Source organism: Halomonas sp. LC1, from assembly GCF_030247125.1.
Classification (GTDB): domain Bacteria; phylum Pseudomonadota; class Gammaproteobacteria; order Pseudomonadales; family Halomonadaceae; genus Vreelandella.
In genome coordinates this window covers 274,357-299,252 of sequence record NZ_JASSPG010000001.1, presented here as the reverse complement: position 1 = coordinate 299,252, position 24,896 = coordinate 274,357, and the positions used below count along the sequence as shown (strand labels likewise).

Sequence of the window (24,896 nt, the reverse complement as noted above, 5' to 3'; positions counted from 1 at the left end):
GAAGTGTCCCGGCACCTCGCTGTGCAGGGACACTTCTCAAGGTAGGCGTTGAAGCCCTCTTTGCAATCATTAGGGCGCACTCTTAATCCATATCAAGAAAGAGCGGCGGCGACGTTAAACGCGCTGCGACAGTCTGGCGAATTGACCCGCTGCCCGTGGCTGGGCATATTCATAGCCATCCAGGCTTGCCGCAGCGCGGTGGCTGCATATAAAGGAGACTTCATGACCCTGACTGCCCCCTTACTGTCGTTTCAGCCGTTGAAACAGCGCTTAGCCAGTGGCGTTGTGGCACTCAGTACTTGGCTGATGACGGCCAGCGCGATGGCCAGTGACGCCGAACTGCCGAAAGGCCAATTTCTGTTGCCCGAATCAGGCAACATGGTCGGTGAGGTATATACCGTCACCGCCAGCGAAGAGGATACGCTGCTGGATATCGCCCGGGAGCATAACGTGGGCTACGAAGAGATCCGCATGGCCAATCCGGATGTCAGTATCTGGGTGCCGGGCGAGGGCACCGAGGTCACCATCCCCAGCCAGTTCATTCTGCCTGATGAACCTCGCACCGGGATCGTAATCAACGTGGCCGAGCTGCGGATGTACTACTATCCCGAGGTCGAAGACGGAGAAGCGCCCCGCGTCGAAACCTATCCGATCGGGATTGGCCGCGATGCCTACAATACGCCGCTCGGTATCACCGAAACCACCATGCGTTTGGAAAACCCTGCGTGGTATCCGCCTGAGTCGATCCGTCGCGAGGCAGCCGAGCGGGGGGATCCTCCGCCTGCGGTCGTTCCGCCCGGCCCAGACAATCCGTTGGGCCAGTATGCCATTTTGCTGGATATTCCCGGTTATCTGATCCACGGCACCAACCAGCCGGATGGGATTGGCATGCGCGCTAGCCGCGGCTGTATCCGTATGCACCCGGAGGATATCGAGTCGGTATTTTGGCGTGTCCCGGTGGGCACCCAGGTGAACATCATCGACGCGCCCATCAAGCTCGGCTGGGGAGCCAATGACGATGCCTACATTCAGGCGTTCACGGCGACCGATGAGCAGGCCTTTGGCATGGAAACGCTGTTGAACGTGGTGAGCCTGATCGAAGAGCATAAAGGGGAAGGTCGTGCCAACTACGAGCAGGTGAGCCGCGTGTTGGAAGAAGCCAACGGCCAGATCGTACCGCTGAGCTAATCACGCGTCCCTGGGGCAGGAGGAAGTGCGGGCACTAGCGACAGTGCCACTGCCTGACGCACGAGGGCGGCCACATTGGCCGCTCCCATCGTCTTCATCGCCCGCAGCCGATACACCTCGACGGTTTTGGCGCTGATCCCCATATGGTCGGCGATTTCCCTGCTCGTCATCCCCTCCGCCACGTGCCCCACAATGCGCTGCTCTTTCGGGCGAAGCGTCTCGAAGCAGGCTTTTAGCTGCGCTATCGACTGCTGGCGTTGGTGCTGCTGCTCGGCACTGCTGAGCGCTCGCTGCACGACGTCGATCAACTGCTGGTGGTTGAAAGGCTTTTCGATGAACTCGAACGCGCCATTTTTTAGCGCCGCCACCGCCATGGGCACGTCGCCATGCCCGGTCATCATGATGATCGGCAGGCGGGCCTGCTGGTCGACTAGCCGTTGCTGCACCTGCAGCCCGCTCATGCCCGGCATGCGCACGTCCAGCATTAGAGCGCCTAAGTCATCGTGGGAGGCCGCAAAAAAAGCGTCACCGCTGGCGAAGGCGCGGGGGGTGAGCCCCACCGATTCCAACAGCCAGACAAGAGAGTCACGCAGGGCGTCGTCGTCGTCAATCACCGCAATGACGTTAGGGGGCGTCGATAAAGGAGTAGGCGAGGGCATTAGGCATCGGTCTCCGTTCGCAGTGATACGTCAAAACAGGCGCCCCTGGCACTCTCGTCGCGCAAAGAGAGGGCGCCGCCCATACTCTCCATGAGCGTGCGGCTAATGGCCAGCCCCATGCCCAACCCTTCCTCGCGGGTAGTGAAGAAAGCGTCAAAAATGGTCTGCTGGTGCGCTTTTTCAACCCCCGGCCCCTCGTCCTCAACGCTTAGGGTGATCTGGCGCTGGCCGCTTCGCCGGGCGCTCATGAAGACCACCTTGGCGTCGTTCACTCGGCGGCTAGCGGTCAGCGCGTTCAGCAGTAAGTTCACGATGACCTGCTCCAGGGCAATCGGGTCGGCGTAGACGCGCGGCAGCGTATCGGGCAGGCGTACCACGAGCTCGATCGATGCTTGCTGATACTGCCACTCACAGAGGCGACAGGCAGCCGCGACCACCTCGGCCAGCGCCAGTGGGCGCACGTGATGGCTGCGCTTACGGACGAAGCTGCGCAGATGACGCAGCCGCTGAGCAAGGCGCTGTACCTGCTCGTCAATGCGCTCCAGAGGCAGCTGTAGCTCGCTGGCAAGCGGTGTGGGCTGCTGTTGGCACTTGAGCAGCGCGCCGCTGGTATAGTTGGCAATGGCACCTAAAGGTTGGTTTAGCTCATGGGCGATATTGGAGGCAAGCTCGCCTGCGGCGGCTAACCGGTTAGCGTGGGCAATCTGCTCTTGATGGCGACGCGCTTGGGATTCGGCGGCTTTTCGAGCGCTAATATCGCGATTGACCAGGGCGTAGTGGCCAGGCTCGGCTCCCCGACTGCGGTGGGCCAGTACCACGCTGAGCACCGGTACGCTGCCGTGCTCGGTGCGCATCTCCAATTCCCCGCTCCAGGAGCCGTAACGCTCCACGGCGGGAAACACCACCTCATTTAACAAGCACAGCGACTCGGCTTGGTATAGCTCACTGAGCGCAGTGGACGCTTCGTTGGGCAAGGCAAAGCAGCGGCGAGCGGCTTCGTTAGCGCTGAATACCCGCAGGTTGGGCCCTAAAAACAGCACGTAGTCGGTGGTGGATTCAACCACCTGTGCCAAACGCTCCCGAGTGGCTTCGGCCTCGATACGACGCCCGACGTCTCGGGAGACGCAGAGGATATCGATCAATTCGCCAGTCTCGGCGTCCCGCCGAGTGCGGCTGGTGGTTTCGAACCATACGTAATGGCCCGCCTTGGCGCGGAACCGGTAGGTTTGCTGATAGAAGCCGTCGTGGTAGTACACCCGCGGCGACTTGTTGAGCAGGTCGCTCAAATCGGCTGGGTGAAACAGCTGGTACGCGGAGACGCCGATGAGCTCGTCGGGTTCATAGCCCAGCAGCTCCCGCGCGGCCTGAGAGGCATACAAAAACGTGCCGTCCCGGGCGTGACGGGAGATCAGGTCCGTGGTGCTTTCGGCCAGCCACTGATAGTGGCGCTTTTCCTCCTCGAGTGCGGCGTTGCGCGCTTCCAGGGCCGCTACTTTCGCCGCCAGGGCGGCCGCTCTGTCAGCACTCACGGACACGTCTCGCTCATCATTTAGCGCGCAGGGTCCAACACGCCGCCCATCGATGCGTTGCGGCGGAACCAGCCCGCAATGCTGGCACGGGGCTGGCGAGTGGGCAGCACTTCGTGGGGAATGGTTTCCGATAAAAAGCAGGCAAAGGTGCCGGCTTCGGGCACCACGCGGGCCACTTCTAGCGTTGGGTCATCCGGATGATAAATCACCATTTCACCGCCGCCGTCGCTCGGCCAGTCGGGATTCAAGTAGCCGACAGTAGAAATCACGCGGTTGGCCCGCCCGCGAAAGCTGTCTAGGTGACGCTGGTAGAAGGCACCGGCAGGGTAATGAGCAAAGTGGGCCTCGTACTCGAACAGACCCAGAAACAGCGCTTGGTTGAGAGACTGCTGTAGCGATGCCATGGCATCCAGATAGCGGCGTTGGGCGTCGCTTTCTCGGTCTAGCCAGTGGATGGCATCGCCGCGTATGTCTTTGCGCAAGTGATGCTGCTGGCCGCGGCCAATACCCGCCTCGTCCAGGGCGTCCAGCTCGGCCAGCTGATGAATCTCCCGGTGCAGCGCTTGGCAAAGCGCCGGGTCGATCACGCCTTTACCTACATACCACCCCTGTTCCACCAGCGCGTCTACCAGCGCTAGGTGGGCGTGGGGATCGAGGGCCGGGGTGTCGATGTCAGGCGAAGCAATCATTTCGTGGTTCTCGTCACGGGCGCGCGCTCGGCGTTGGCCGAGCGTCGGCTAGTCGGGGTACGACGTTCAGGGTAGTGGCACAGAGCACCGGGCGGGCGCTGATACAGGTCAATCTCCATACCAAACCCCTCGGCCAGCAGCTCCACCAGCATCATCGCAGATAAGCCCCAGATCACGTGGCCATCGACGTGATAGCTGGGCACGTAGTGGGCAACGCCATCGACGGTGATCACATCGGTATGGGTACGCTGGTCGTCTAAAAAGTGGCTGAGCGGGACTTCGAAAATGGCGTCCAACTCCGCGGGGTCCGCCACCAGCGGTAGGTCCGGCGGAATGATACCCACCCAGGGCGTCACGCGAATGCCGTGCAGCGAAATGACGTCCGACAGCCGCCCCAGGGGCTGTACCAGGCCAGGGGCTAACGCAATCTCTTCTTCTGCTTCCCGCAACGCCGTGGCATATAGATCAGCGTCACCCGGTTCACGTTTACCGCCAGGAAAAGCGACTTGGCCACGGTGGGTATTCAAGTGGCTGGCTCGGCGAGTAAACAGTAGGGTGGGGGCAGGGCGCTCAACAATCGGCATGAGCACGGCCGCTTCCGGCAGTGCTACATGGTCTAGCCGTTGAGGGGTATGCTGTTGCAGCCGTTTGTGCAGTTTCTCTAACATAGGAGTCTCTTTACTTTGCTCTCTTTTACCCAGCCACGGTGATCATCGTCAAGCACGTTGATGCCTCGACCCACCAGCCGTAGAGAAAACGCGATGAACTTTTGTAGTCAGTGTGGTGAGAAAGTCCGGTTTGCCGTTCCCGAGGGAGACGACCGCCCCCGCTACCTGTGCGACGGCTGTGGCACGATCCACTATCAAAATCCTCGCATCGTGGCGGGTACGCTGCCGGTGAGCGGCTCCAAAGTGCTGCTCTGCAAGCGAGCGATCTCCCCTCGAAAAGGGTACTGGACGCTACCGGCGGGGTACATGGAGAACGCCGAGACCACCCAGCAGGCCGCCACGCGGGAAACCTGGGAGGAAGCCTTCGCTGAGGTCACGCTGGGCGACTTGTACACGCTGATCGATCTTCCGCATATCAACCAAGTCTATATGATCTTTCGCGCGGATTTGGTGGGCGGCTTTGGTGCCGGGCCAGAGAGCCTGGAGGTGGCGCTATTCGAGGAGCACGAGATTCCTTGGGACGCGCTGGCCTTCCCCACCATCGAGCGCACGCTGCGCCACTACTTTGCCGACCGCGAAAACGCCGTGTTTCCGCTGCATATCAGTAAAATCACGCCCGAAGATCGCGAGCGCTATGTGGGTAGCGCCTAGTCGTCTTAAAGGTCGGCGAGCTGCCACACGTCGTAGGCGACTTCTTCATAGGGATGCGCCAGTTTGAGCGCGGCAATAGCGGCCTGAATATGCTCGTCGGCGCAGACCAGCTCGACCTTGAACTCCTCGACGGTTTCTAGCGTGCCGACCTGTCCGATATGCGGTTCGGCGCCTGCCATCGGACGGAACTGACCGGTGCCTCGGGTCTGAAAGCAAACATGCTCGTAGTTGCCGATTCGACCGGCACCCGCGTCGAAGACGGCGCGTTTGACGCTGTCGGCATTCTCAATGGGAACGAAAAACGCAAGTTTATACATAGCAGCGACCTCTGTGCATCGGGATACGTCGTCAGGCGCTTATGTTAGCGGATAGGACACTACTGGTCTTGGCGAAGGCTTTGTATGATGAGGTTTTTTTAACGACAAGGCGGCGACCCTCTCCATGGATAAGTTTGAAGTAAAGCTCGACCAAGCAGCCAGGGCCGCCTGGATGTCCTATGTGGGCGGCATGACCCAGGATGAGATTGCCACTCAGCTTGGCGTCTCACGCCCTGGCGTCCAGCGCTTACTGGCCCTGGCGCGCCAAGAGGGGTTGGTAAAAGTGCATATCGATCACCCCATTTCCACCTGTATGGCGCTGGGCAGCGCGCTGCGGGAGCGCTTTCAGCTGGCCTACTGCGACGTGGTGCCTGCGGACACCCAGGCCCCCGAAAGCGGCGCGTACTATCTGGCCGTGGCGGGGGCCGAGCGCATTGCGCGGCTGGTGGAGCGCAGCGAGCCGCTGACGCTCTCGCTGGGGACCGGGCGTTCAGTACGTGCGGCAGTGGAAGCGCTAAGCCGCGTGGAGCGGCCGCAGCATCGGTTTGTCTCGCTGGTGGGCAACGTGGCACGGGATGGCTCCGCCAACCGCTACGACGCCGTGATGGTGCTGGCGGATAAAACCGGTGGCGAGCGCTTTTTATTGCCTGCCCCCGTAGTGGCGGAGTCGCTGGCGGAAAAAGAGGCCATGCTGTCCCAGCGCTTGTTCAAAGCGATAGCCGATGTAGCGCGAGAGTCAGAGGCGGCGTTTATCGGCATTGGCCGTATTGACCGCCAGGCCACGCTTTTTCAAGACCACTTCATTAGCGAAAGTGAGCTAGATGAGCTGCTGGGCCGCGAAGCGGTGGGAGAGCTACTGGGTTGGCCGCTGAACCGGCGTGGAGAGGTGATCGATTGCTCGATTACCCGACGGGTTACCAGCTTGCCGCTGGAGCGTTTTGGGAAGCACCTCATGGTGGGGATTGCCGGTGGCCGGGATAAAGCGCCTGCCATTTTAGCCGCACTGCGCGGTGGCTGGCTGAAGGGCTTGATCACCGATGAGATCGCTGCGCGGCATATCCTCGAGGCGATGGAGTGAGCGCTATCTTCGCGGTTGCAACATGCAAGCGATTGAATGAATTAGCGTAAAGTCTAACGCGGCAAGCTTTGCTTTTTTTTGGCTCGCATACGATCATTTGTTCGGTTGGTGATCAATAAGATCAAGGCAACAACAATGCCAATATTTGCCAAGAGGAGTGCTGTATGCGTCTCGCGCGTCATTTGCCCGTCACGACCCTAGCGGCCGCCATTGCGGTGGCTGGCCAAGCCCAGGCTCAAACCGAGATCACCGTCGCCACGGTGAACAATAACGATATGGTCATCATGCAGAGCCTGACCGATGCCTTTGAGCAAGCGCACCCGGATATCACGCTGGACTGGGTGGTGCTGGAAGAGAACGTGCTGCGTCAGCGTATGACCACGGATATTGCCACCGGCGGTGGGCAGTTCGACGTGATGACCATCGGCACTTATGAAGTGCCCATCTGGGCGGAACGCGGCTGGCTAGAGCCGCTAGACAGCTTGCCCGATGACTACAACGAAGACGATCTGCTGGCATCGGTACGCGACGGCTTAAGCCTGGACGGCACGCTGCACGCCCTGCCGTTCTATGCGGAAAGCTCGATGATGTATTACCGCACCGATCTGTTTGAGCAGGCAGGTATCGAGATGCCCGAGCAGCCCACCTGGACGCAGGTGCGCGACTGGGCCGAACAGCTCCACGGTAGCGAAGAGGGCCTGGCGGGTATCTGTTTGCGCGGCAAGCCGGGCTGGGGCGAGAACATGGCCTTCGTCTCGACGCTGGTGAACACCTTCGGCGGCCGCTGGTTTGATGAGCAGTGGAATCCGGAGCTGAACTCTGAGGCGTGGAATAACGCGATTTCGTTCTACGTAGACCTGCTCAGCAAATACGGTCCGCCAGGCGCCAGCTCCAACGGCTTTAACGAGAACCTCGCGCTCTTCTCACGCGGTAACTGCGCCATGTGGGTCGATGCCACCTCGGCGGCAGGCAAGCTCTACGATGAGAGCGAATCCGACGTAGCCGGGACGCTTGGCTTTGCACCCGCGCCCATCGCGGAAACTCCCAAAGGTTCCCACTGGCTGTGGTCTTGGGCACTGGCTATCCCAGCCTCCTCTGAGCATAAAGAGGCAGCTCAAGCGTTCATTACCTGGGCCACTTCTGAAGAGTATATCGAGCTTGTCGGTGAGACTAATGGCTGGACCAGCGTACCGCCGGGCACTCGTGAATCCACCTACGCTAACGAGCAGTACACCTCAGCCGCGCCGTTTGCTGGCTTCGTACTGAACGCCATTAAAGAGGCCGACCCCACCGACTCTAGCCTAGAGCCGAACCCCTATGTGGGCGTGCAGTTTGTGGGTATTCCTGAGTTCCAATCGATTGGCACTCAGGTAGGCCAAACCATTGCGGCGGCGCTGACCGGCGATACGTCGGTTGAGCAGGCGCTAGATAGCGCCCAGCGTGCTACTGAGCGCACGATGCAGCGGGCGGGCTACATCGAACGTTAATGCACTCCTGCGCCTGCCCGGCCACGGGCAGGCGTTTTCGGTGGTTCTCGCAGGTCTGTTTTCTTGCAGGTATTTCCATGAATAGAACACGTGCTTCTGGCCGTACGGTCGGCGGGCTGAGAACGCTTTCGCTTCAAGCGCCCGCCGTAACGCTGCTCCTGCTCTGGATGATTGTGCCCCTAGGCATGACCATCTGGTTCTCTTTCCAGCGTTACAACTTACTGATGCCCGAGATGACCGGCTTCGCCGGGCTGGAAAACTATGAGTACCTGCTGACCGACCCCGCGCTATGGTCGGCCATGGGCACCACGCTGCTGCTAGTGGGTTGGGTGCTGGTGATTACCGTGGTGGGCGGTACGCTCTTAGCGGTTCTGTTTCAACAGGATTTTGCTGGGCGGGGCATAGCCCGCGTATTGGCGATCTCTCCCTTCTTTGTCATGCCAACGGTGAGCGCGCTGGTATGGAAAAACATGATGATGCACCCCTCTAACGGGGTGTTGGCGTGGTTAGCACAGTCGCTGGGACTTCCTGCGCTGGACTGGTTCTCATCGCTACCGCTGACCTCCATCATCATCATCGTCTCGTGGCAGTGGCTGCCGTTTGCGCTACTGATCCTGCTGACGGCGATGCAATCGCTGGATGAAGACCAAGTGGAAGCCGCGCGGATGGATGGCGCGGGGCCGCTGGCGATTTTCTTCTTTATCACGCTACCGCACCTAAAGCGGGCGATTAGCGTGGTGATCATGATTGAAATGATCTTCCTGCTGACGATTTTTGCCGAGATCTTTGTCACTACCTCCGGTGGGCCTGGGCTCGCCACCACCAACTTGGCTTATTTGATCTACATCCAAGCGCTGCTGGATTTCGATGTGGGCATGGCCTCGGCGGGTGGGGTGATCGCCATCATTCTGGCCAACATCGTCGCGATTTTCCTTGTCCGTATGGTCGCTAAGAACTTAGAAGACTGACCCCGGCACCAGGGCGTCTTGGGAGCATTTCAATGACAACTCATCGTAATAGCGCACCAGCACACACTCGCTCGTTGCCCATCCGGCAACTGGTATTGACCCTGTTGGGCTGGTCGATCGCGCTGATTATCTTTTTCCCTATCCTGTGGATGGTGCTGACCGGTTTTAAAACCGAGACGGCTGCGATAGCCGACCCCAGCTTTATCTTTTCGCCCACGCTGGAAAGCTATCAGGAGGTGCAGGCACGCTCGGGCTATGCCCGTTTCGCGCTAAACAGCATCGCGGTGGCGTTTGGTTCCACGTTTTTAGCGCTGCTTATCGCTATTCCTTCGGCCTATGCCATGGCTTTTTTGCCCACTAAGCGCACCAAGGGCACGCTGCTGTGGATGCTCTCCACCAAAATGCTGCCGCCGGTGGGTGTTCTGGTTCCTATCTATCTGATTTTCCGAGATGTCGGATTACTGGATACCCGTACCGGGCTGATCATTATTTATACCTTGATGAACCTGCCCATCGTGGTGTGGATGCTCTACACCTTCTTTAAAGATATGCCCAAAGACATTCTCGAGGCGGGCCGGATGGACGGTGCCTCCATTCTGCAGGAAGTGTTCTTCCTGCTACTGCCGCTGACCCTGCCAGGGATTGCGTCGACCGGGCTGCTCTCGGTGATTTTGAGCTGGAACGAAGCGTTCTGGAGTCTCAACCTCACCTCGTCGAAAGCCGCGCCGTTGACCGCCTACATTGCCTCGTTCTCAAGCCCTGAAGGGCTGTTCTGGGCCAAGCTATCGGCGGCTTCTACCATGGCCATCGCCCCCATCCTAATCCTCGGCTGGATGACCCAAAAACAAATGGTGCGCGGCCTGACCTTTGGCGCCGTCAAGTAAAGGAGTTCCCCATGGCAACCTTACAACTCAAGAACATTACCAAGCAGTTTGGCGACACCAAGGTCATCAAGGGCATTGATCTCGACGTTAACGATCGTGAGTTCGTGGTGTTCGTTGGCCCTTCTGGCTGCGGTAAATCCACGCTGATGCGCATGATCGCGGGCCTGGAGAGCGCCAGCGACGGCGATATTCTCATCGATGGCAAGCGCATGAACGAGGTGGGTCCCGCCGACCGCGGTTTGGCGATGGTGTTTCAAAGCTACGCGCTGTACCCGCACATGACCGTTGAGGGCAACATGGGCTTCAGCATGCGCTTGGCCGGGGTGCCCAAAGAGGAGCGCCGCGCCAAGGTGCTGGAAGCTGCCAAGATCCTTCAGCTTGAACCGCTGCTGGATCGCAAGCCCAAAGCGCTATCCGGCGGCCAGCGCCAGCGGGTGGCGATTGGCCGAGCGATTGTGCGCAACCCCAGCATCTTCCTGTTCGACGAGCCGCTCTCCAACCTAGACGCGGCGTTGCGGGTGCAGATGCGTATCGAGCTGGCGCGGCTGCATGAAGAGCTGGATGCCACGATGATTTACGTGACCCACGACCAGATAGAAGCCATGACCATGGCCGATAAAATCGTCGTGCTACACGATGGTGTAGTGGAGCAGGTGGGCTCGCCCATGGCGCTCTATCACCACCCGCGTAACCGCTTTGTGGCAGGCTTTATCGGCTCGCCCAAGATGAACTTCTTCACCGTCGAGCAGCAGTCCATTGGTGATGATGGCGTCACCGTGCGCCTACCCGGCGGGCGGCCCTGCACTATCCCTGTGGCGGGCGAACAGCTCGCCAGCGATGAAGCGCTGGAGCTCGGCATTCGTCCTGAGCATCTACAGCTGGATGAAAACGGCCCGCTGAGTGGGCAGATTAAAGTGTTGGAGCGCTTAGGCGGGCAGACCTCGCTGTACGTGCAGATGGGCGAGCTACTGATCACCATTATGGCCGATGGCGACGTGGCTTATCGGGTGAACGATACCGTGCAGTTTGGCTTTGCCGCCGAGCGTGCGCATCTGTTCGACGCCCAAGGATTGGCGCTAGAGAGCCTGTCACAGCACCCGCTGGCAAGCCTAACCCGCCAGGATAACCGTGCGGCTACCGAGCCTGCTGCGCCAGGGGCGCAGGTATGAAAGCGCTGATTTTTGATTGTGACGGCGTCCTGGTGGATAGCGAAGCCCTGGCTGAAGAGACCCTGGAAACTCACCTTGGGCAGTGGCTGCCGGATCTGGATATTCCCACGCTGCTCAGCCAAGCCCTGGGCATGACGACCGCCGACATCCTTAAGCACTTGGCGCAGTTAAGCCGCCATCAGCTGCCGCCCGATGCCTCCGAGCGGGTCGATAGCGCCATAGAAGCGCGTCTGGCACGAGAACTTACCGCGATTGCAGGGGTTCACGACGCCGTTAGTAGTCTCGATTTACCTAAGGCCGTGGTCTCCAACAGCCGCCGCTGCCGCGTATTGGCATCGCTTGCAACAACGCAGTTGGAAGAGGCGTTGGGCGATGTGCCGATTTTCACGGCCGAGCAGGTCGATAACCCTAAACCGGACCCGGCGATTTACCGCTTGGCGGCGCATGAGCTTGGCTGCCCGCCCAGCCGCTGCCTAGTGGTTGAGGATAGCGTGGCAGGCGTTACCGCTGCCCATGCCGCCGGTATGCGGGTGATTGGTTTTGTGGGCGCCAGCCATATCGACGACGAGCAGCCTAACCGCCTGCTCGCGGCGGGTGCTTGGCGAATTTTGCCTCATATGCGCGGGCTCCGCGCCTTAGTGGACGAGTGGCAACTACATCTGCAAGGACAAGATAACAATGAAACTGCTCAATAAACGTGCCGTGATTACCGGTGGTGCCCGTGGCATCGGACTCGCCATTGCCCAGCGCTATTTGGCCGAAGGGGCCAGTGTCGTGGTGGCCGATATCGATGCCAAGGCCATCGAAGACGCGCTCACCACGCTGCAGCAGGATGCCAGCGCCGAGCGGGTTATGGGCGTGGTGCTGAACGTGTGCGACCAAGGCTCTATCGATGCCATGGTGGAGAGCGTCACCGAGCGCTTTGGTGGCATTGATATTTTGGTCAATAACGCGGCGGTGTTCGATATGGCGCCGGTGCTGGAAGTGACCCAGGCCAGCTTTGACAAACAGTTTGCGGTGAACACCAAAGGCATGTTTTTCACCCTGCAGGCCGTGGCCCGCGCCATGGTGGCCCAAGGTCAGGGAGGCAAAATTATCAATATGGCCTCCCAGGCGGGTCGGCGTGGCGAACCGCTAGTGAGTGTTTACTGCGCCAGCAAAGCCGCCGTGATTAGCCTGACCCAGTCCTGCGGGCTCGATTTGATCAAACACCGCATCAACGTCAACGGCATTGCCCCCGGCGTGGTGGATACCCCGATGTGGGAAGAGGTCGATGCGCTGTTTGCTCGCTACGAGAACCGCCCATTGGGCGAGAAAAAGCGCCTAGTGGGCGAGGCGGTGCCCTATGGCCGTATGGGGCTGCCGGAAGATCACACCGGCGCCGCCGTGTTTCTTGCCAGCCAGGATAGCGATTACGTCGTCGCCCAGACGCTCAACGTCGATGGCGGCAACTGGATGAGCTAAGACGCCCATGAGCCCTGATCTTGTTTCGTTAAGCCACCAACTGCTGGATGCCGCCGAAGGCAAGGCGCGCTTTATGGTTGCCCTGGCGGGGCCGCCGGGGGCCGGAAAATCCTACCGCAGCGCGCTGCTCTGTGAAGCGATTAATCAACTGCGCCCAGGGCACGCGGCGGTGGTGCCGATGGATGGCTACCACTTCGATAACGCCGTACTGGGCGATGAGCAGTTGCCTGTGAAAGGTGCGCCCCACACCTTCGACGTGGAGGGCTTGCATCACGATTTAATGCGCATCCGTCGGGCGGATAAGCCGGTGGCCGTGCCGGTCTTTGATCGGCCGCTGGACCTTGCCCGTGCCGGTGGGCGGTTAATTACCCCCGCGCATCGCATTGTGATTGTGGAAGGCAATTATCTGCTATTGAACCAAGATCCGTGGCGTTCACTGCACGCGCTGTTCGACTGGACGCTAATGATCGACGTCGACGACGCAGTGCTCGTAGAGCGGTTGGTGAACCGCTGGCTCTGTATGGGCCAAGACCACAGCGGCGCGCTTGAGCGCACCCACCAAAAAGACATGCTGAACGCCGCGCTGGTAAAAACCAGCAGCGTGCCACCTGACCAGCGCTGGCGCTAGGACGCGCTTGCCCAGCCAATAACCCGGAGAGTGACGATGACCCAGCTTAATAACCACAATGTGGGTTCCCTCAGCGCGGCGGTTGAGACGCCGACCTATGATCGTCAGGCCGTGACGCCTGGCATCGTCCATATTGGCGTCGGTGGTTTTCATCGTGCCCATCAGGCGATGTACGTAGATGCGCTGATGAACCAAGGCGAAGCGCTGGATTGGGGCATTGTGGGCGTGGGGGTCATGCCCGGCGACAAACGCATGCAGCAGGCCCTCGCCGCACAAGACTACCTTTACACCCTCGTGGTCAAGCACCCTGACGGCGAATATCAGCCTCGGGTGATTGGCAGCATGCTGAACTACCTGTTTGCCCCGGAAGACCCCGAGGCGGTCATCGAAACCATGGCCGACCCTGCCATCAAAATTGTCTCACTCACCGTCACGGAGGGCGGTTACAACTTTCATCCGGTGTCCGGAGAATTCAACCTGGACGCCCCCCAGGTGCGCGACGATCTCGCCCATCCTGAACGCCCCTCCACCAGCTTTGGCTTGGTAGTGGAAGCCCTGGTACGCCGCCGGGCACGGGGTATTGCGCCGTTTACGGTGATGTCCTGCGATAACATTCAAGGCAACGGCGATGTCGCCAAGCGCATGTTCAGCGCCTACGCCCGCGCCCGCAGTGCTGAGCTGGGCGACTGGCTAGCCGCTGAGGTAGCGTTCCCCAACGCCATGGTGGACCGCATCACGCCAGTGACCGCGCCCACGGATATCGAAGAGCTCTCCCAGCGCTTTGGCGTGGAAGATGCCTGGCCCGTGGTGTGTGAGCCCTTTACCCAGTGGGTGTTGGAAGATCACTTCCCCTTGGGCCGCCCGGCGTTCGAGAAGGTCGGCGTGCAAGTTGTTGAGGATGTCGAGCCGTACGAACTCATGAAGCTGCGCCTGCTCAATGCCAGCCATCAGGCGCTGACCTACTTTGGCTATTTGGTGGGCTACCGCTACGCCCATGAAGTGTGCCAAGACCCGCTGTTTGTCGAGTTCTTGCTCGGCTACATGCGCGAAGAGGGCACGCCGACACTGTCCCCCGTGCCGGGGGTGGATCTAGAAACCTACCGGCTGACGCTGATTGAGCGCTTTGCGAACCCGCAAATCAGAGACACCTTGGCGCGGCTGTGCGCCGAAAGCTCGGATCGCATTCCTAAATGGTTAGTGCCGGTGATTCGCCAGCAGCTTGCCCAGGGCGGTGAGATTGAGCGCAGCGCCGCCGTGGTGGCCAGCTGGGCACGCTACGCCGAAGGCGTCGATGAGCAGGGTCAGACCATTGAGATCGTGGACCGTTTGCGCGAGCCGTTAATGGCCATTGCCGCCAATAACCGCACCCATCCAGCGGCCTTCGTGGAAAACCGCGAGCTGTTTGGCGACTTGGCGGACCAGCCTCGCTTCCTTAACGCCTACCTGGAGGCGCTGAAGTCGCTGCATGAACGAGGCGCACGGGCTACTCTTGAGGCTCTGGTCGCGTCCAAAGGAACGTTGTGATGTATATCGGGGTGGATTGCGGTACGCAAAGTACCAAAGTCGTGGTAGTGGATGTAGAACGGGGCGTCATTCTGGGCGAAGGCAGCCGCCCGCATCGCCTGGATGAAGGGGAGCATGGCCGCCGGGAGCAGGCACCCGCGGAGTGGCTGGCGGCGCTCAAGGGCGCGTTCTTTCAAGCGATTGAGCGCGCCGGGATCGATGCCAAGCAGGTGCGCGGTATTGGTGTGTCTGGCCAGCAGCACGGCATGGTCGCGATTGATGCCGATGGCGTGCCGGTGTATCCCGCCAAGCTGTGGTGCGATACCGAAACCAGCGCTCAAAATAGCGCACTAGTGGAAACGCTGGGGGGCGAGGCGGGCTGCCTGGAGAAGCTGGGCCTGGTGCTGCAAACGGGCTATACCGCTTCCAAAGTGGCCTGGTTACGCGAGCATCAACCAGATGCCTACCAGCGTATTGCTACGCTCTTGCTGCCCCATGACTACCTGAATTTCTGGCTGACTGGCGAACGGGTTACCGAGGCAGGCGACGCCTCGGGCACCGGTTACTTCGATACCCGCGCCCAGTGCTGGCAGAAAGAGGTGTTTGCTGCCATTGCACCGGAGCTCGACCCTGACCGGGTACTGCCTCGGATCATTGACGCCCATGAACCCGCTGGCCGCGTGCGCCCATTAGTGGCTCAGGAGCTGGGGCTAGGCGATAACGTGGTGGTCTCCTCCGGCGGTGGCGACAACATGATGGGGGCGATTGGCACCGGCAATATTACCCAGGGGCTGGTCACGCTCAGTTTGGGCACTTCCGGCACGGTGTGTGCTTACTCACCTAATTCGGTGGTGTGTGACAGCGCCATGGTGGCGAATTTTTGCGCCAGCCACGGAGGATGGCTGCCGCTGATCTGCACCATGAACGTGACCTCGGCAACGACTCGCGTGCGTGAGCTGTTTGGGTTGGACTTGGCTACTTTTGGCGATCAGGTCGCCAGCGCCCCGATTGGTGCCGAGGGCGTCACCGTGCTGCCGTTCTTCAACGGCGAACGGGTGCCCATGCTGCCCGATGCCACCGGCGATTTTCTCGGGTTGACCAGCCTGAATATGACCCAGGCCAACCTCTGCCGAGGCGTGATGGAGGGCGCGACCTTTGGCCTACGCTATGGGCTGGAGCTGTTGGGCGAGCTGGCGGCGGGCACCAGCCAGATTCGATTGATTGGCGGCGGGGCGAAAAGCCCGGTGTGGCGGCAAATGGTCGCTGATATTACCAACACCCAGGTGATTTGCCCCGAGATTACCGATGCCGCTGCGCTAGGGGCAGCCATTCAAGCGGCCTGGTGCGATTTACAGCCCGAGGGCGTTAGCCTGGCATCACTCTGCGAGCGCCTGGTGCATCTGGATGCGGCCTCGCTGGCGGAGCCTGATGCCGAGCGTGTGGCCGCCTATGAAGGGGCCTATCAGCGCTATTTGGCCGCGCTAGGGCAGCGCCATACGCTGTAACCACCCATTGCCTCCATGGCCGATTGCCCTGTACCGTGATCCACTCAACCACGGTAACGCAGCGGAGAATGCCATGGAGGCCAGCTTACGCCATCTGCTCACTACTCACGATATAGCGCCCACCGGCGAGCTAGAGCCGCTAAGCGGCGGCGACAGTGCGGCGGTGTATACGTTAGCCACGCGCCAGGGGCGGGTGATCGTGAAGCATGACGATCCCGAGCGTCTCAGGGGCGAGGCAGAAGGGCTGCACGCTCTGGCCGGGGCCAACACTTCGCTCATCATTCCCGAAGTGCTCGGCCAGGCGGAAGGCTGGCTAGTGATGGAAGCCCTGGAGACTCAGCCCGCCAACAAGCAGGATGCGACCGCGCTGGGAGAGGGCCTTCGCCAGCTGCACGGCGTGATAGGCGCCTCCCACGGTTGGCATGAAGACAACGCCTGCGGATTGACCCCGCAGCCCAATGCGCCACTGGCTGACGGGCGGCAGTTTCAGCGCGAGCGCCGCCTGCTCCCCCTTTGCGAGGCCTGCTTTCAGCATGGTTTGCTTGATAGCGCGCTACGTCGCCGTATCGAGCAGCAGGCCGAACAGCTGGAGCGCTGGTTGCCGGATGCTCCTGGGAGTTTGGTTCACGGCGACCTGTGGTCGGGCAATGTACTGACCACGCCCCGCGGGCCAGCGCTGATCGACCCGGCGATTTATCGCCACTACCCCGAAACCGACCTTGCCATGCTGACGCTGTTCGGCTCCCCCGGTGACGCATTTTTCGAGGCCTACTGGAACGGCAACGCCCCGGCCGACTGGCCGAGGCGTGAAGCGCTGTTTCAACTCTACCCACTGCTTAACCATCTGCTGCTGTTTGGTGCCAGTTACCGCAGTGGGGTCGAGCGCAGCGTAACGCTGCTGGAACGCGATTAAGCGCGCGTATTAACGTTACCAGGACTTATAAGGCAGGAATTTGCCGTTCAGGGTCAGCAGTACTCGGTCGCCTTTCGGGTCTTCGATTTTGTCCACTTCCATGGTGAAGTCGATGGCGCTCATGATGCCGTCGCCGAACTTCTCTTGCACCACGTCTTTCAGCGTTTCGCCGTACACGCCGACCACTTCGTAGAGGCGGTAGACGAACGGGTCTTGGGGGATGGCTTCATCCCACGCTTTTGTGGGGAAGGCCGTGAGCGCGGTGGCGACGTCGCCATCCACTTCGAGTACGTCGCAGAGTTTATGGGCGATATCGGCGCTGGCGCTGTTCATGCCGTAGCAGGCAGAGGCGACCCACACCGGCGACATGCCGACGGCGCTGGCAATGTCATCCCAACTCATTTTTTTACGGGCTTTGGCAGCCAGCAGGGTATGGCGCATTTCGAGCTTATCCATGACGGACCTCCTTGGGAGTGAACTTCACTAGGTTTTCTTGTGGTTCGGTGGCAGGGGATGCCGGGGTTGAATCTGTAGTGGTGTCTGCAGACGCTAGCTGTACCGGGTTCACCGGCGTCGGGTAGCGCAGGCCTTGGCCGTCGAACTCCTGGGTGCGCAGCTCGCTGGAGCGGTTCACCAGAAAATCGACCAGGTAGTTACGAATCGTGTAGAAGTGCGGATGCTTGACGATCTCTGCCCGCTGGCGGGGCCTTGGCAGGTCAATTTCCACCGCTTCGGCGATACGCGCTTGGGGGCCGTTGGTCATTAAGAAGATGCGGTCGGCCAGTAAGATCGCTTCGTCCACATCGTGAGTGATCATGAACACGGTTTGCTGATCCTGGCTCCAAATTTTGATCAGCTCGTCTTGAATGACGCCCCGGGTCAGCGCATCCAGCGCGCCGAACGGCTCATCCAACAGCAGCAGTTTGGGTTTGGTGGCAAACGCCCGGGCGATGCTCACCCGCTGGCGCATACCGCCAGAGAGCTGGGAGGGCTTGCGGTCTACCACCTCTTTCAAGCCGACCATTTCCAAATACTTCATGCTGTGGTCGGTGACTTCCCGATCGCTCCACGCTTTCCAGCGGGCGCGTACGCCAAAGCGAACGTTTTCAAGCGCGGTGAGCCAGGGCAGCAGGCTGTAGTTTTGAAACACCACGCCACGCTCAAGGCCAGGGCCACTGATCTCTTTGTTCTCCATCACCATGGAGCCTTCAGAGAACTGATCCAGCCCGGCGAGTGCGTTCATAATGGTGGATTTGCCGCAGCCAGAGTGGCCGATGATGCACACAAACTCGCCCTTCTTGAGCTGAAAACTAATGTTCTCAAACACCGTTAGCGGTTCTGCCTCTTTAGTGGCGCCGGGGAAGCGCTTGGCAGCTTTCTGTACCTCTACAAAAGCATGACTCATGGTCGGCTCCTTATTCGGCGTAAGTGACAAAGCGGGCAATATAGGCAAGCGACATATCCAGCAGCATGCCCACCACGCCGATCATCAGGATGGAGAAGATCACGCTGGTCAGGTCGAGGTTGTTCCACTCATTCCAGACGTAGTAACCAATGCCGGTGCCGCCCACCAGCATCTCGGCAGCCACGATGACCAGCCAGGCAATGCCGATGGAGATCCGCATGCCGGTCAGAATGGTGGGTGCGGCCGCAGGTAGAATCACTTTGAAGGCCGTTTGCAGCGACGACAGCTCGTGGGTGCGGGCCACGTTCACCCAGTCGTTGCGCACGCCCGCCACGCCAAAGGCGGTGTTGAGCAGCATTGGCCAAATCGAGCAGATAAAGATCACGAAGATAGCGGAGGCTTCAGAGTCGCGAATGATGAACAGTGCCAGTGGCATCCAGGCCAGCGGCGAGATAGGCCGCAGCACTTGAATAAACGGGTTGAGCGCTTTGTACGCCAGGGGCGACATGCCAATTAAGAAACCAATCGGAATCGCCACCAGCGCGGCCAGCAGGTAGCCGCTGAGCACGCGGTAGAGCGAGTAGCCCAACTGAATGCCAATGCCTTTGTCGTTGGGGCCTGCATCGTAAAAGGGGTTAGAAAGCTCCTGCCACGCTTTCACGGCAATTTCCGAGGGCGGCGGTACTTTGGCGCTCTCATCGGCCCCGGCCAGCAGCTGTTCGTACTCGCTTAGCGCCTCGCCGCCGCCCATCAAGGGCGATTGATTCAACCCTTCCCAGACGCCCAGGCCAACCACGAGCAGCATAATGGCGAGAATCGTGGCGCGGGCGTTCAGGCTTAATTTCCATTCGGTGGTGGTGCGATCCATGGTTAGCCCCTCCGAATGGCGAAGCTTTCGACATACGCTTCAGGCTGGGTGTAATCAAAGGTTTTACCCATGATTTGGTAGTTGCGGGCGGTCTCTTCGGGCGCTTCGTACCCCAGCTCGCGCATCACGGTCTGGGCATCGGTGGCCAGATACACATCCCGGGCAATCTGCTGATAATCCACGTCGCCTTCGATATAGCCCCAGCGCTTCATTTGCGTCAGGATCCACACCGCCATGGAGTGCCAGGGGAAGGGATCGAAATCGATGCGGTCCGGCACGTTCTGTACGCCGCCTAAACCGTCGGCAAAGCGCCCGGTGAGTACCTGTTCAATGACCGTGACCGGCTGGTTCAGGTAGTTCGTCGGGGCAATGGCTTCGGCAATTTCTGAGCGGTTAGCGGGGTCTGAAGAGTACTGGGTGGCATCGATAATCGCCCGCAGCAGCGCGCCATAGGTGTTCGGGTTTTCGCGGGCAAAGCGGGCGCTGGTGGCAAAGGCGCAGCAGGGGTGGCCGTCCCAAATCTCTTTGGTCAGCAGGTGAATAAAGCCGATGCGTTCAAACACCGCGCGCTGGTTAAAGGGGTCGGGGGATAAGAAGCCGTCGATGTTGCCTGCCCGCAGGTTGGCGACCATTTCGGGCGGCGGAATCACGCGGATTTGAATATCTTGATCCGGGTCTAAGCCGTGCTCGGCCACGTAGTAGCGCAGTAGGAAGTTGTGCATGGAGTACTCGAACGGTACGCCAAAGGTGAAGCCTTTCCACTGCTGGGGGGCGCGCTTATCCAGGTGGTCGTTATGCAGCACAATCGCCTGACCGTTGATGTTTTCGACGGCGGGCATAATGAACGGCTCTGGGGTAGAGCCTGCACCGAGGGTCATCGCCAGCGGCATGGGCGTTAGCATGTGCGCCGCGTCGTATTCGCGGTTGAGGGATTTGTCCCGCGCTACCGCCCAGCCAGCGGTTTTAATCACCGAGACATCCAGGCCGTAGCGCTCATAAAAGCCCATGGGGTGGGCCATGATGATGGGCGTGGCGCAGGTGATCGGAACGAAGCCGACATTAAGCTGGGTTTTCTCAAGCGGCCCTAAACTCTCTTTTACCGCGGCTTTAATCGAATCCAGGGGGAACAGGCTCGCCAGCGCCGCAGCGGCCGTGCCGCCACCTACCAGCTTCATAAACTGGCGGCGGTGCATATCGCTATGGCCAAACATGCCGCGCACCAAAGCGCTTTCGACCATGCGATCCATCACATCATCGGCACTATTCGGCGTGGACGCCGCTGTTTTCGCGGTTGGCTGAGTAGACGACGTAATAATGCTGGGTTGGGAAGAGTGGCACTGATGACAATCGCACTGCCGTCCGTGAATCAGTGATTGGCGATGATCAAACGGGTTGCCAAGACTGCTGTGGTCGTTGTTCTCTTTCATGGACGTTTACCTCACAGGAGCAAAAGGGCTTTAGGCTGCGCCGTCTTGGTGCGTGATGATTCCCTGCGGCGCTATTCCTATGGATAGCGAGTTGCATGCCAGAACGCTTGTTTCTGGATTTTTTGTATATCGATCATGGGTTTGCTGTTGTTAAGCGGCGAGCTTGTAGTTCCTCGAGTAGTCACGGTTTTTCGTAAATAACGATATTTCGTTGTTTAAATAACGAAAGTTCGTGATTGGCCCGTTGTTTGTATGGAGTAAGCGACATCCTGCTGGCAAATGAGGAGCCTGCGATGCACGCTGCCACCCTGAAAGATGACGCTCACCCGTCCTTAACGCTGATGGCTCACTACACGCCGTTGGCCATGGTGATTATTGATCCTCTGAGCGACCGCTTAATTGATGCCAATACCGCAGCGTGTCAACTGCTGTTGATTCATCACGAGCAGCCGCTCGCTACTCCTTTTAGCCACCGTCTAAGCGCTTCATTGCCGCTATGGGTCAGCTTTACCGATGAGGTGCTGACGACCGGCCAAGGCTGGTCGGATGATTTAGTGCTGTTGGATAGCGTCCGCCAGCCTCGCCGTGTCGAGGTCTATGGGCAGCGCTTACACGACTCCTCACAGCTATTGCTGACGGTGATAGATCGCAATAAAGCCGAGCAGCGCCGCGCCAAGGCCGAACTCAGCCGCCAGCACCGCCAGGGGGAGGTGGGTTGGCAGCGGGTCGAGCAGGTGTTCGAGCGTATCGAAAAGCAGAACCAGCTGATTCTCAGCGCCGCCGGGGAGGGCATTTATGGCCTGGATGCGGAGGGGAAAACCACCTTCGTCAACCCGGCTGCCGAACGCATTCTCGGCTGGAGCACGGAAGATATGGTGGGCCACGATGCGCACCTAATGTTCCACCACACCCACGCCGATGGCAGCCACTTTCCGGTACAGCAGTGCCCCATCCACGCCTCGTTTAGCGATGGCCAAGTGCACCATGTGGATGACGAGGTGTTCTGGCATAAAAACGGCGAGGCGATTCCCGTGGAGTACACCAGCACACCGATCTTTGAAATGGGCCGCCTAGTGGGGGCCGTTGTGCTGTTTCGCGATATCCGTGAGCGCAAGCACGCCGAGCAGCAGCTGCGCGATGCACTGGAAGAGGTGGAGTCGCTCAAGCGCCGGTTGGAGCTGGAGAACCAGTACCTGCAAGAAGAGATTAAAGCCGAGGTCAACCACCGCAATATCGTCGGCAACAGCCCGGCGGTCGCAAAGCTGGTGCAGCAGATCGCCATGGTAGCCCCCACCAGCGCGAACGTGTTAATTAGCGGCGAATCGGGCACGGGTAAAGAGCTGATTGCCCGGGCGATTCATGCGGGCAGTAGCCGCAGCGACCGGCCGTTGATCCGCGTGAACTGCGCCGCGATTCCTCGTGACCTCTTCGAGAGTGAGTTTTTTGGCCATGTAAAAGGCGCCTTTACCGGTGCGGTACAAGACCGGCCAGGGCGCTTTGAGTTGGCCCACGGCGGCACGCTGTTTCTGGATGAAGTGGGGGAGATCCCGCTGGAGCTACAAAGCAAGCTGCTGCGCGTACTGCAGGATCAGCAGTTCGAACGGGTGGGGGATAACCGCACTCGCGAAGTGGACGTGCGGGTGATTGCGGCGACCAACCGCGAGCTAAAAGAGATGATCGATGCCGGTCAGTTTCGCGAGGATCTCTACTTCCGTTTGAACGTTTTTCCCATCGATTCCGTCCCGTTGCGAAAACGTATCGAAGACGTCCCGCTGCTGGCGCGCCACTTCTTGCATCGCGCCTGCCTGAAATTCAACAAGCCGGGCGTGCGAATACCGCCAGCTCAGCTAGAGGTCCTCGCTCGTTACCCATGGCCGGGCAATATTCGTGAATTGGAGAACGTGATCGAACGTCAGGTGATCGTGACCCAGGATCAGCGGCTCTCTTTTGATGATTTGCTACTGGCAGAGCCGCCATCCCGTCATACGACGTTCAACATACCGGCGCAAGATCATAGCGCGCTACCTGACCACCCGCTCACCGAGCAAGCGCTATGTCACCAGCAGCGCTGCAATGCGCTAAAAGCGTTGAAAGCGGCAAAGGGCAAAGTGTCTGGAGCGGGAGGGGCGGCGGAACTGTTAGGGATGAAACCGACGACGCTGACCTCACGGCTACAGAAATGGGGCGTCGATCCGCGGCAATATCGCCAGCGTGGTCGCAAAAGTGCGCCCACCAACGATGCTTTGGACTAAGGTAAGGAAGGATCCGCTTGACATCAGTGTTGTACACACAAATCAGGCAAGTTCAAGTCTAGCATACATACATGAATGTAACTATAATGCCACTCTTTCAGAATGGCGCTCTGCCGCGCCGTCTTACGTTGACACCTAGAGGCAATCCCATGCGACTAGCACACTGGGCAGTCAATGCCCCCTTTCGCCCCCTGTTGTTAGCAGTGCTCACGTCTTCGTTCATCCTGCCTGCCCAAGCGGCCGACTTGGTGACCATTACCCGTGATGCGCTGAATAACAACGCGGCCCTGGCCTCTGCACGGTCTGAGTTCTCCAGCGTCGAGGCGGCACGAGACGTTGCACGTGGCGGACTGTTGCCGCAGGTGAATGCCTCCGGTAGCGCTACGCATAACGAGCAATTCGAGAGCCAGGGCTCTGCCCGCAGTGCAGGCACTGGCACCGGTGCTGGAGCGGGTTCCAGCGCTGGCGTCGGCGTCAGTGATGATAGCTATAACACTGTCTCCTTGACGCTAGAAGCCACCCAGGCGCTGTTCAACGCGGTCACGCGCCAGGAAGTCAACCAGGCAGAGCGTCAGATCGATCAGCAGGTGTATCTGCTGGCCGCCACCGAGCAGCAACTGCTGATCGATGTGGCAAGTGCCTACTTCGATATTCTACGCGCCCACGAAGTGTTAGAAGCGCGCTTGGCCCAAGAGCGTGCCATTGGTCGCCAGCTCGAGCAGGCCCGCGAGCAGTTCGAAGTCGGCCTGATCGCGATTACCGAGGTAGAGGAAGCGCGGGCGAGCTTCGATCAATCTCGCGCCGATCGCATTGCCGCCGAGAGCAACCTGCAAGTGGCGTTTGAAGTATTAGAGCAGCTCACGGGGCAGCGTTATGCCAGCATCGAAGCCCTGGGCGACAGCATGCCCATCGCGCTGCCGACGCCCACCGACCGTGACTACTGGGTTGAGCAGTCTCTGGAGCGCAACCCGCAGGTACTTGCCCAGCAGGCGGGTATCGAAGTTTCCCGTGTGGGGGTAGAGCTGGCCCGCGCGGGTCGCTTGCCCACCGTGCAAGCGTTTGCCAACTACCAGTACGCCGACAGCGATAGCGAGCTGGTCAGCGGTTACGACACGTCCGCTCAGGTCGGTGTGTCAGCGAACGTGCCGATTTACACCGGCGGCAGTACCAGCGCCAGCATTCGTCAGGGCACGTTCCAGTTAGAGAGCAGTCAGTACGACTTCGAGTCTCAGCGCCGCACCACGATTCAGCAGGTTCGCTCGCTCTACACCCAGGTCAGCAACAACGTCGAAACGGTCGAAGCGCGCCAGCAGGCCATCGTGTCCAACCGCAGCGCCCTGGAAGCGACCCGCGCCGGTTACGAAGTGGGAACCCGTAACATCGTCGACGTGCTGAACGCCGAGCAGAATCTCTATAACGCCATCGCCAACTACGCCGAAGCGCGTTACGACTACGTCGTGAACCTGTTGTCGCTGCGCCAGCAGGCGGGACTGCTCGACGTGGACGCCATCGAAGAAGTGAACGCATGGCTCACCGGCGATGACGTCAACTTCACCCTACCGGAAAGCAACGAGCCCGACGCGTACCAGCGCGCGATGGATATTGGCGCGCCGCCCACCCCAGGCGCCTAATCTTCGTTGTGCA

24 protein-coding genes are annotated in these 24,896 nt (G+C 59.9%); 15 read left to right on the top strand and 9 right to left on the bottom strand.

The annotated features are described in order from the left end of the window. Window positions 1-306: 306 nt before the first annotated feature. Window positions 307-1,188, top strand: a complete 882-nt coding sequence (locus QIT27_RS01375) for a L,D-transpeptidase family protein (protein ID WP_502875176.1) — start codon at window positions 307-309, stop codon at window positions 1,186-1,188. Here QIT27_RS01375 and QIT27_RS01370 read toward each other — a convergent pair. From QIT27_RS01370 to QIT27_RS01355, 4 genes are read right to left on the bottom strand one after another with little or no spacing between them, the layout of a single operon-like run. Next, complete coding sequence (locus tag QIT27_RS01370) at window positions 1,185-1,847, bottom strand: response regulator transcription factor (protein WP_285262651.1); 663 nt, start codon at window positions 1,845-1,847, stop codon at window positions 1,185-1,187. The two genes, QIT27_RS01375 and QIT27_RS01370, sit on opposite strands and share 4 nt — an antisense overlap. Beyond that, window positions 1,847-3,376 (bottom strand): PAS domain-containing sensor histidine kinase, encoded by a 1,530-nt coding sequence (locus QIT27_RS01365; RefSeq protein WP_285262650.1) that lies wholly within the window; start codon window positions 3,374-3,376, stop codon window positions 1,847-1,849. Before QIT27_RS01365 ends, QIT27_RS01370 begins: the two co-directional genes overlap by 1 nt. A gap of 20 nt (window positions 3,377-3,396) precedes the next feature. After that, entirely contained in the window at window positions 3,397-4,065 is a 669-nt protein-coding gene (locus QIT27_RS01360; RefSeq protein WP_285262649.1) for a 2OG-Fe(II) oxygenase, read from the bottom strand. Next, window positions 4,062-4,733 (bottom strand): CoA pyrophosphatase, encoded by a 672-nt coding sequence (locus QIT27_RS01355; protein WP_285262648.1) that lies wholly within the window; start codon window positions 4,731-4,733, stop codon window positions 4,062-4,064. The genes QIT27_RS01360 and QIT27_RS01355 overlap by 4 nt, the downstream gene beginning before the upstream one ends. Window positions 4,734-4,826: 93 nt before the next feature. Between QIT27_RS01355 and QIT27_RS01350 the strand changes: the two genes are divergently transcribed. Then, window positions 4,827-5,384, top strand: a complete 558-nt coding sequence (locus tag QIT27_RS01350) for an NUDIX hydrolase (protein WP_089675368.1) — start codon at window positions 4,827-4,829, stop codon at window positions 5,382-5,384. Window positions 5,385-5,389: 5 nt separating this feature from the next. Here QIT27_RS01350 and QIT27_RS01345 read toward each other — a convergent pair whose 3' ends face one another. Continuing rightward, on the bottom strand, window positions 5,390-5,701 hold the full coding sequence (locus QIT27_RS01345) for a YqfO family protein (RefSeq protein WP_159341465.1): 312 nt from the start codon (window positions 5,699-5,701) through the stop codon (window positions 5,390-5,392). 124 nt (window positions 5,702-5,825) lie between these two features. Between QIT27_RS01345 and QIT27_RS01340 the strand changes: the two genes are divergently transcribed. From QIT27_RS01340 to QIT27_RS01290, 11 genes are all read left to right on the top strand, one after another. After that, complete coding sequence (locus QIT27_RS01340; protein ID WP_159341466.1) at window positions 5,826-6,779, top strand: sugar-binding transcriptional regulator; 954 nt, start codon at window positions 5,826-5,828, stop codon at window positions 6,777-6,779. 164 nt (window positions 6,780-6,943) lie between these two features. Continuing rightward, window positions 6,944-8,266 carry an ABC transporter substrate-binding protein gene (locus tag QIT27_RS01335; RefSeq protein WP_285262647.1) on the top strand — a complete coding sequence of 441 codons (1,323 nt, stop codon included), beginning with the start codon at window positions 6,944-6,946 and terminating at the stop codon, window positions 8,264-8,266. Between the two features lie 77 nt (window positions 8,267-8,343). After that, window positions 8,344-9,234, top strand: coding sequence for a carbohydrate ABC transporter permease (locus QIT27_RS01330; RefSeq protein ID WP_062359322.1), 891 nt, complete (start codon window positions 8,344-8,346; stop codon window positions 9,232-9,234). Window positions 9,235-9,266: 32 nt separating this feature from the next. Further along, window positions 9,267-10,118: a carbohydrate ABC transporter permease gene (locus QIT27_RS01325; RefSeq protein ID WP_285262646.1), complete on the top strand. Its 852-nt coding sequence runs from the start codon at window positions 9,267-9,269 to the stop codon at window positions 10,116-10,118. Between the two features lie 11 nt (window positions 10,119-10,129). Then, window positions 10,130-11,287 carry an ABC transporter ATP-binding protein gene (locus QIT27_RS01320; RefSeq protein WP_285262645.1) on the top strand — a complete coding sequence of 386 codons (1,158 nt, stop codon included), beginning with the start codon at window positions 10,130-10,132 and terminating at the stop codon, window positions 11,285-11,287. Beyond that, window positions 11,284-11,982, top strand: coding sequence for an HAD family hydrolase (locus QIT27_RS01315; RefSeq protein WP_062359319.1), 699 nt, complete (start codon window positions 11,284-11,286; stop codon window positions 11,980-11,982). The genes QIT27_RS01320 and QIT27_RS01315 overlap by 4 nt, the downstream gene beginning before the upstream one ends. Next, a complete protein-coding gene (locus QIT27_RS01310; protein WP_054640932.1) occupies window positions 11,966-12,751 on the top strand; it encodes an L-iditol 2-dehydrogenase in 786 nt (261 codons plus the stop codon). Before QIT27_RS01315 ends, QIT27_RS01310 begins: the two co-directional genes overlap by 17 nt. Window positions 12,752-12,758: 7 nt before the next feature. Next, on the top strand, window positions 12,759-13,379 hold the full coding sequence (locus QIT27_RS01305; RefSeq protein WP_285262644.1) for a nucleoside/nucleotide kinase family protein: 621 nt from the start codon (window positions 12,759-12,761) through the stop codon (window positions 13,377-13,379). Window positions 13,380-13,415: 36 nt separating this feature from the next. Then, a complete protein-coding gene (locus tag QIT27_RS01300; RefSeq protein WP_285262643.1) occupies window positions 13,416-14,903 on the top strand; it encodes a mannitol dehydrogenase family protein in 1,488 nt (495 codons plus the stop codon). Next, on the top strand, window positions 14,903-16,387 hold the full coding sequence (gene xylB, locus QIT27_RS01295; RefSeq protein WP_285262642.1) for a xylulokinase: 1,485 nt from the start codon (window positions 14,903-14,905) through the stop codon (window positions 16,385-16,387). The genes QIT27_RS01300 and xylB overlap by 1 nt, the downstream gene beginning before the upstream one ends. 73 nt (window positions 16,388-16,460) lie before the next feature. Then, on the top strand, window positions 16,461-17,300 hold the full coding sequence (locus QIT27_RS01290; protein ID WP_285262641.1) for a fructosamine kinase family protein: 840 nt from the start codon (window positions 16,461-16,463) through the stop codon (window positions 17,298-17,300). Window positions 17,301-17,315: 15 nt separating this feature from the next. On the opposite strand, the gene cynS is transcribed toward QIT27_RS01290, so the two are convergent. From cynS to QIT27_RS01270, 4 genes are read right to left on the bottom strand one after another with little or no spacing between them, the layout of a single operon-like run. Further along, entirely contained in the window at window positions 17,316-17,756 is a 441-nt protein-coding gene (gene cynS / locus QIT27_RS01285; protein WP_159341475.1) for a cyanase, read from the bottom strand. Continuing rightward, window positions 17,749-18,705: an ABC transporter ATP-binding protein gene (locus QIT27_RS01280; RefSeq protein ID WP_285262640.1), complete on the bottom strand. Its 957-nt coding sequence runs from the start codon at window positions 18,703-18,705 to the stop codon at window positions 17,749-17,751. Before QIT27_RS01280 ends, cynS begins: the two co-directional genes overlap by 8 nt. A 10-nt stretch (window positions 18,706-18,715) precedes the next feature. Continuing rightward, window positions 18,716-19,573: a nitrate ABC transporter permease gene (gene ntrB / locus QIT27_RS01275; RefSeq protein WP_159341477.1), complete on the bottom strand. Its 858-nt coding sequence runs from the start codon at window positions 19,571-19,573 to the stop codon at window positions 18,716-18,718. 2 nt (window positions 19,574-19,575) lie between these two features. Next, a complete protein-coding gene (locus QIT27_RS01270) occupies window positions 19,576-21,000 on the bottom strand; it encodes a CmpA/NrtA family ABC transporter substrate-binding protein (RefSeq protein ID WP_285262639.1) in 1,425 nt (474 codons plus the stop codon). 293 nt (window positions 21,001-21,293) lie between these two features. Between QIT27_RS01270 and QIT27_RS01265 the strand changes: the two genes are divergently transcribed. Beyond that, complete coding sequence (locus QIT27_RS01265) at window positions 21,294-23,252, top strand: sigma 54-interacting transcriptional regulator (RefSeq protein ID WP_285262638.1); 1,959 nt, start codon at window positions 21,294-21,296, stop codon at window positions 23,250-23,252. 149 nt (window positions 23,253-23,401) lie between these two features. Continuing rightward, window positions 23,402-24,883: a TolC family outer membrane protein gene (locus QIT27_RS01260; protein WP_159341480.1), complete on the top strand. Its 1,482-nt coding sequence runs from the start codon at window positions 23,402-23,404 to the stop codon at window positions 24,881-24,883. Window positions 24,884-24,896 lie beyond the last annotated feature (13 nt).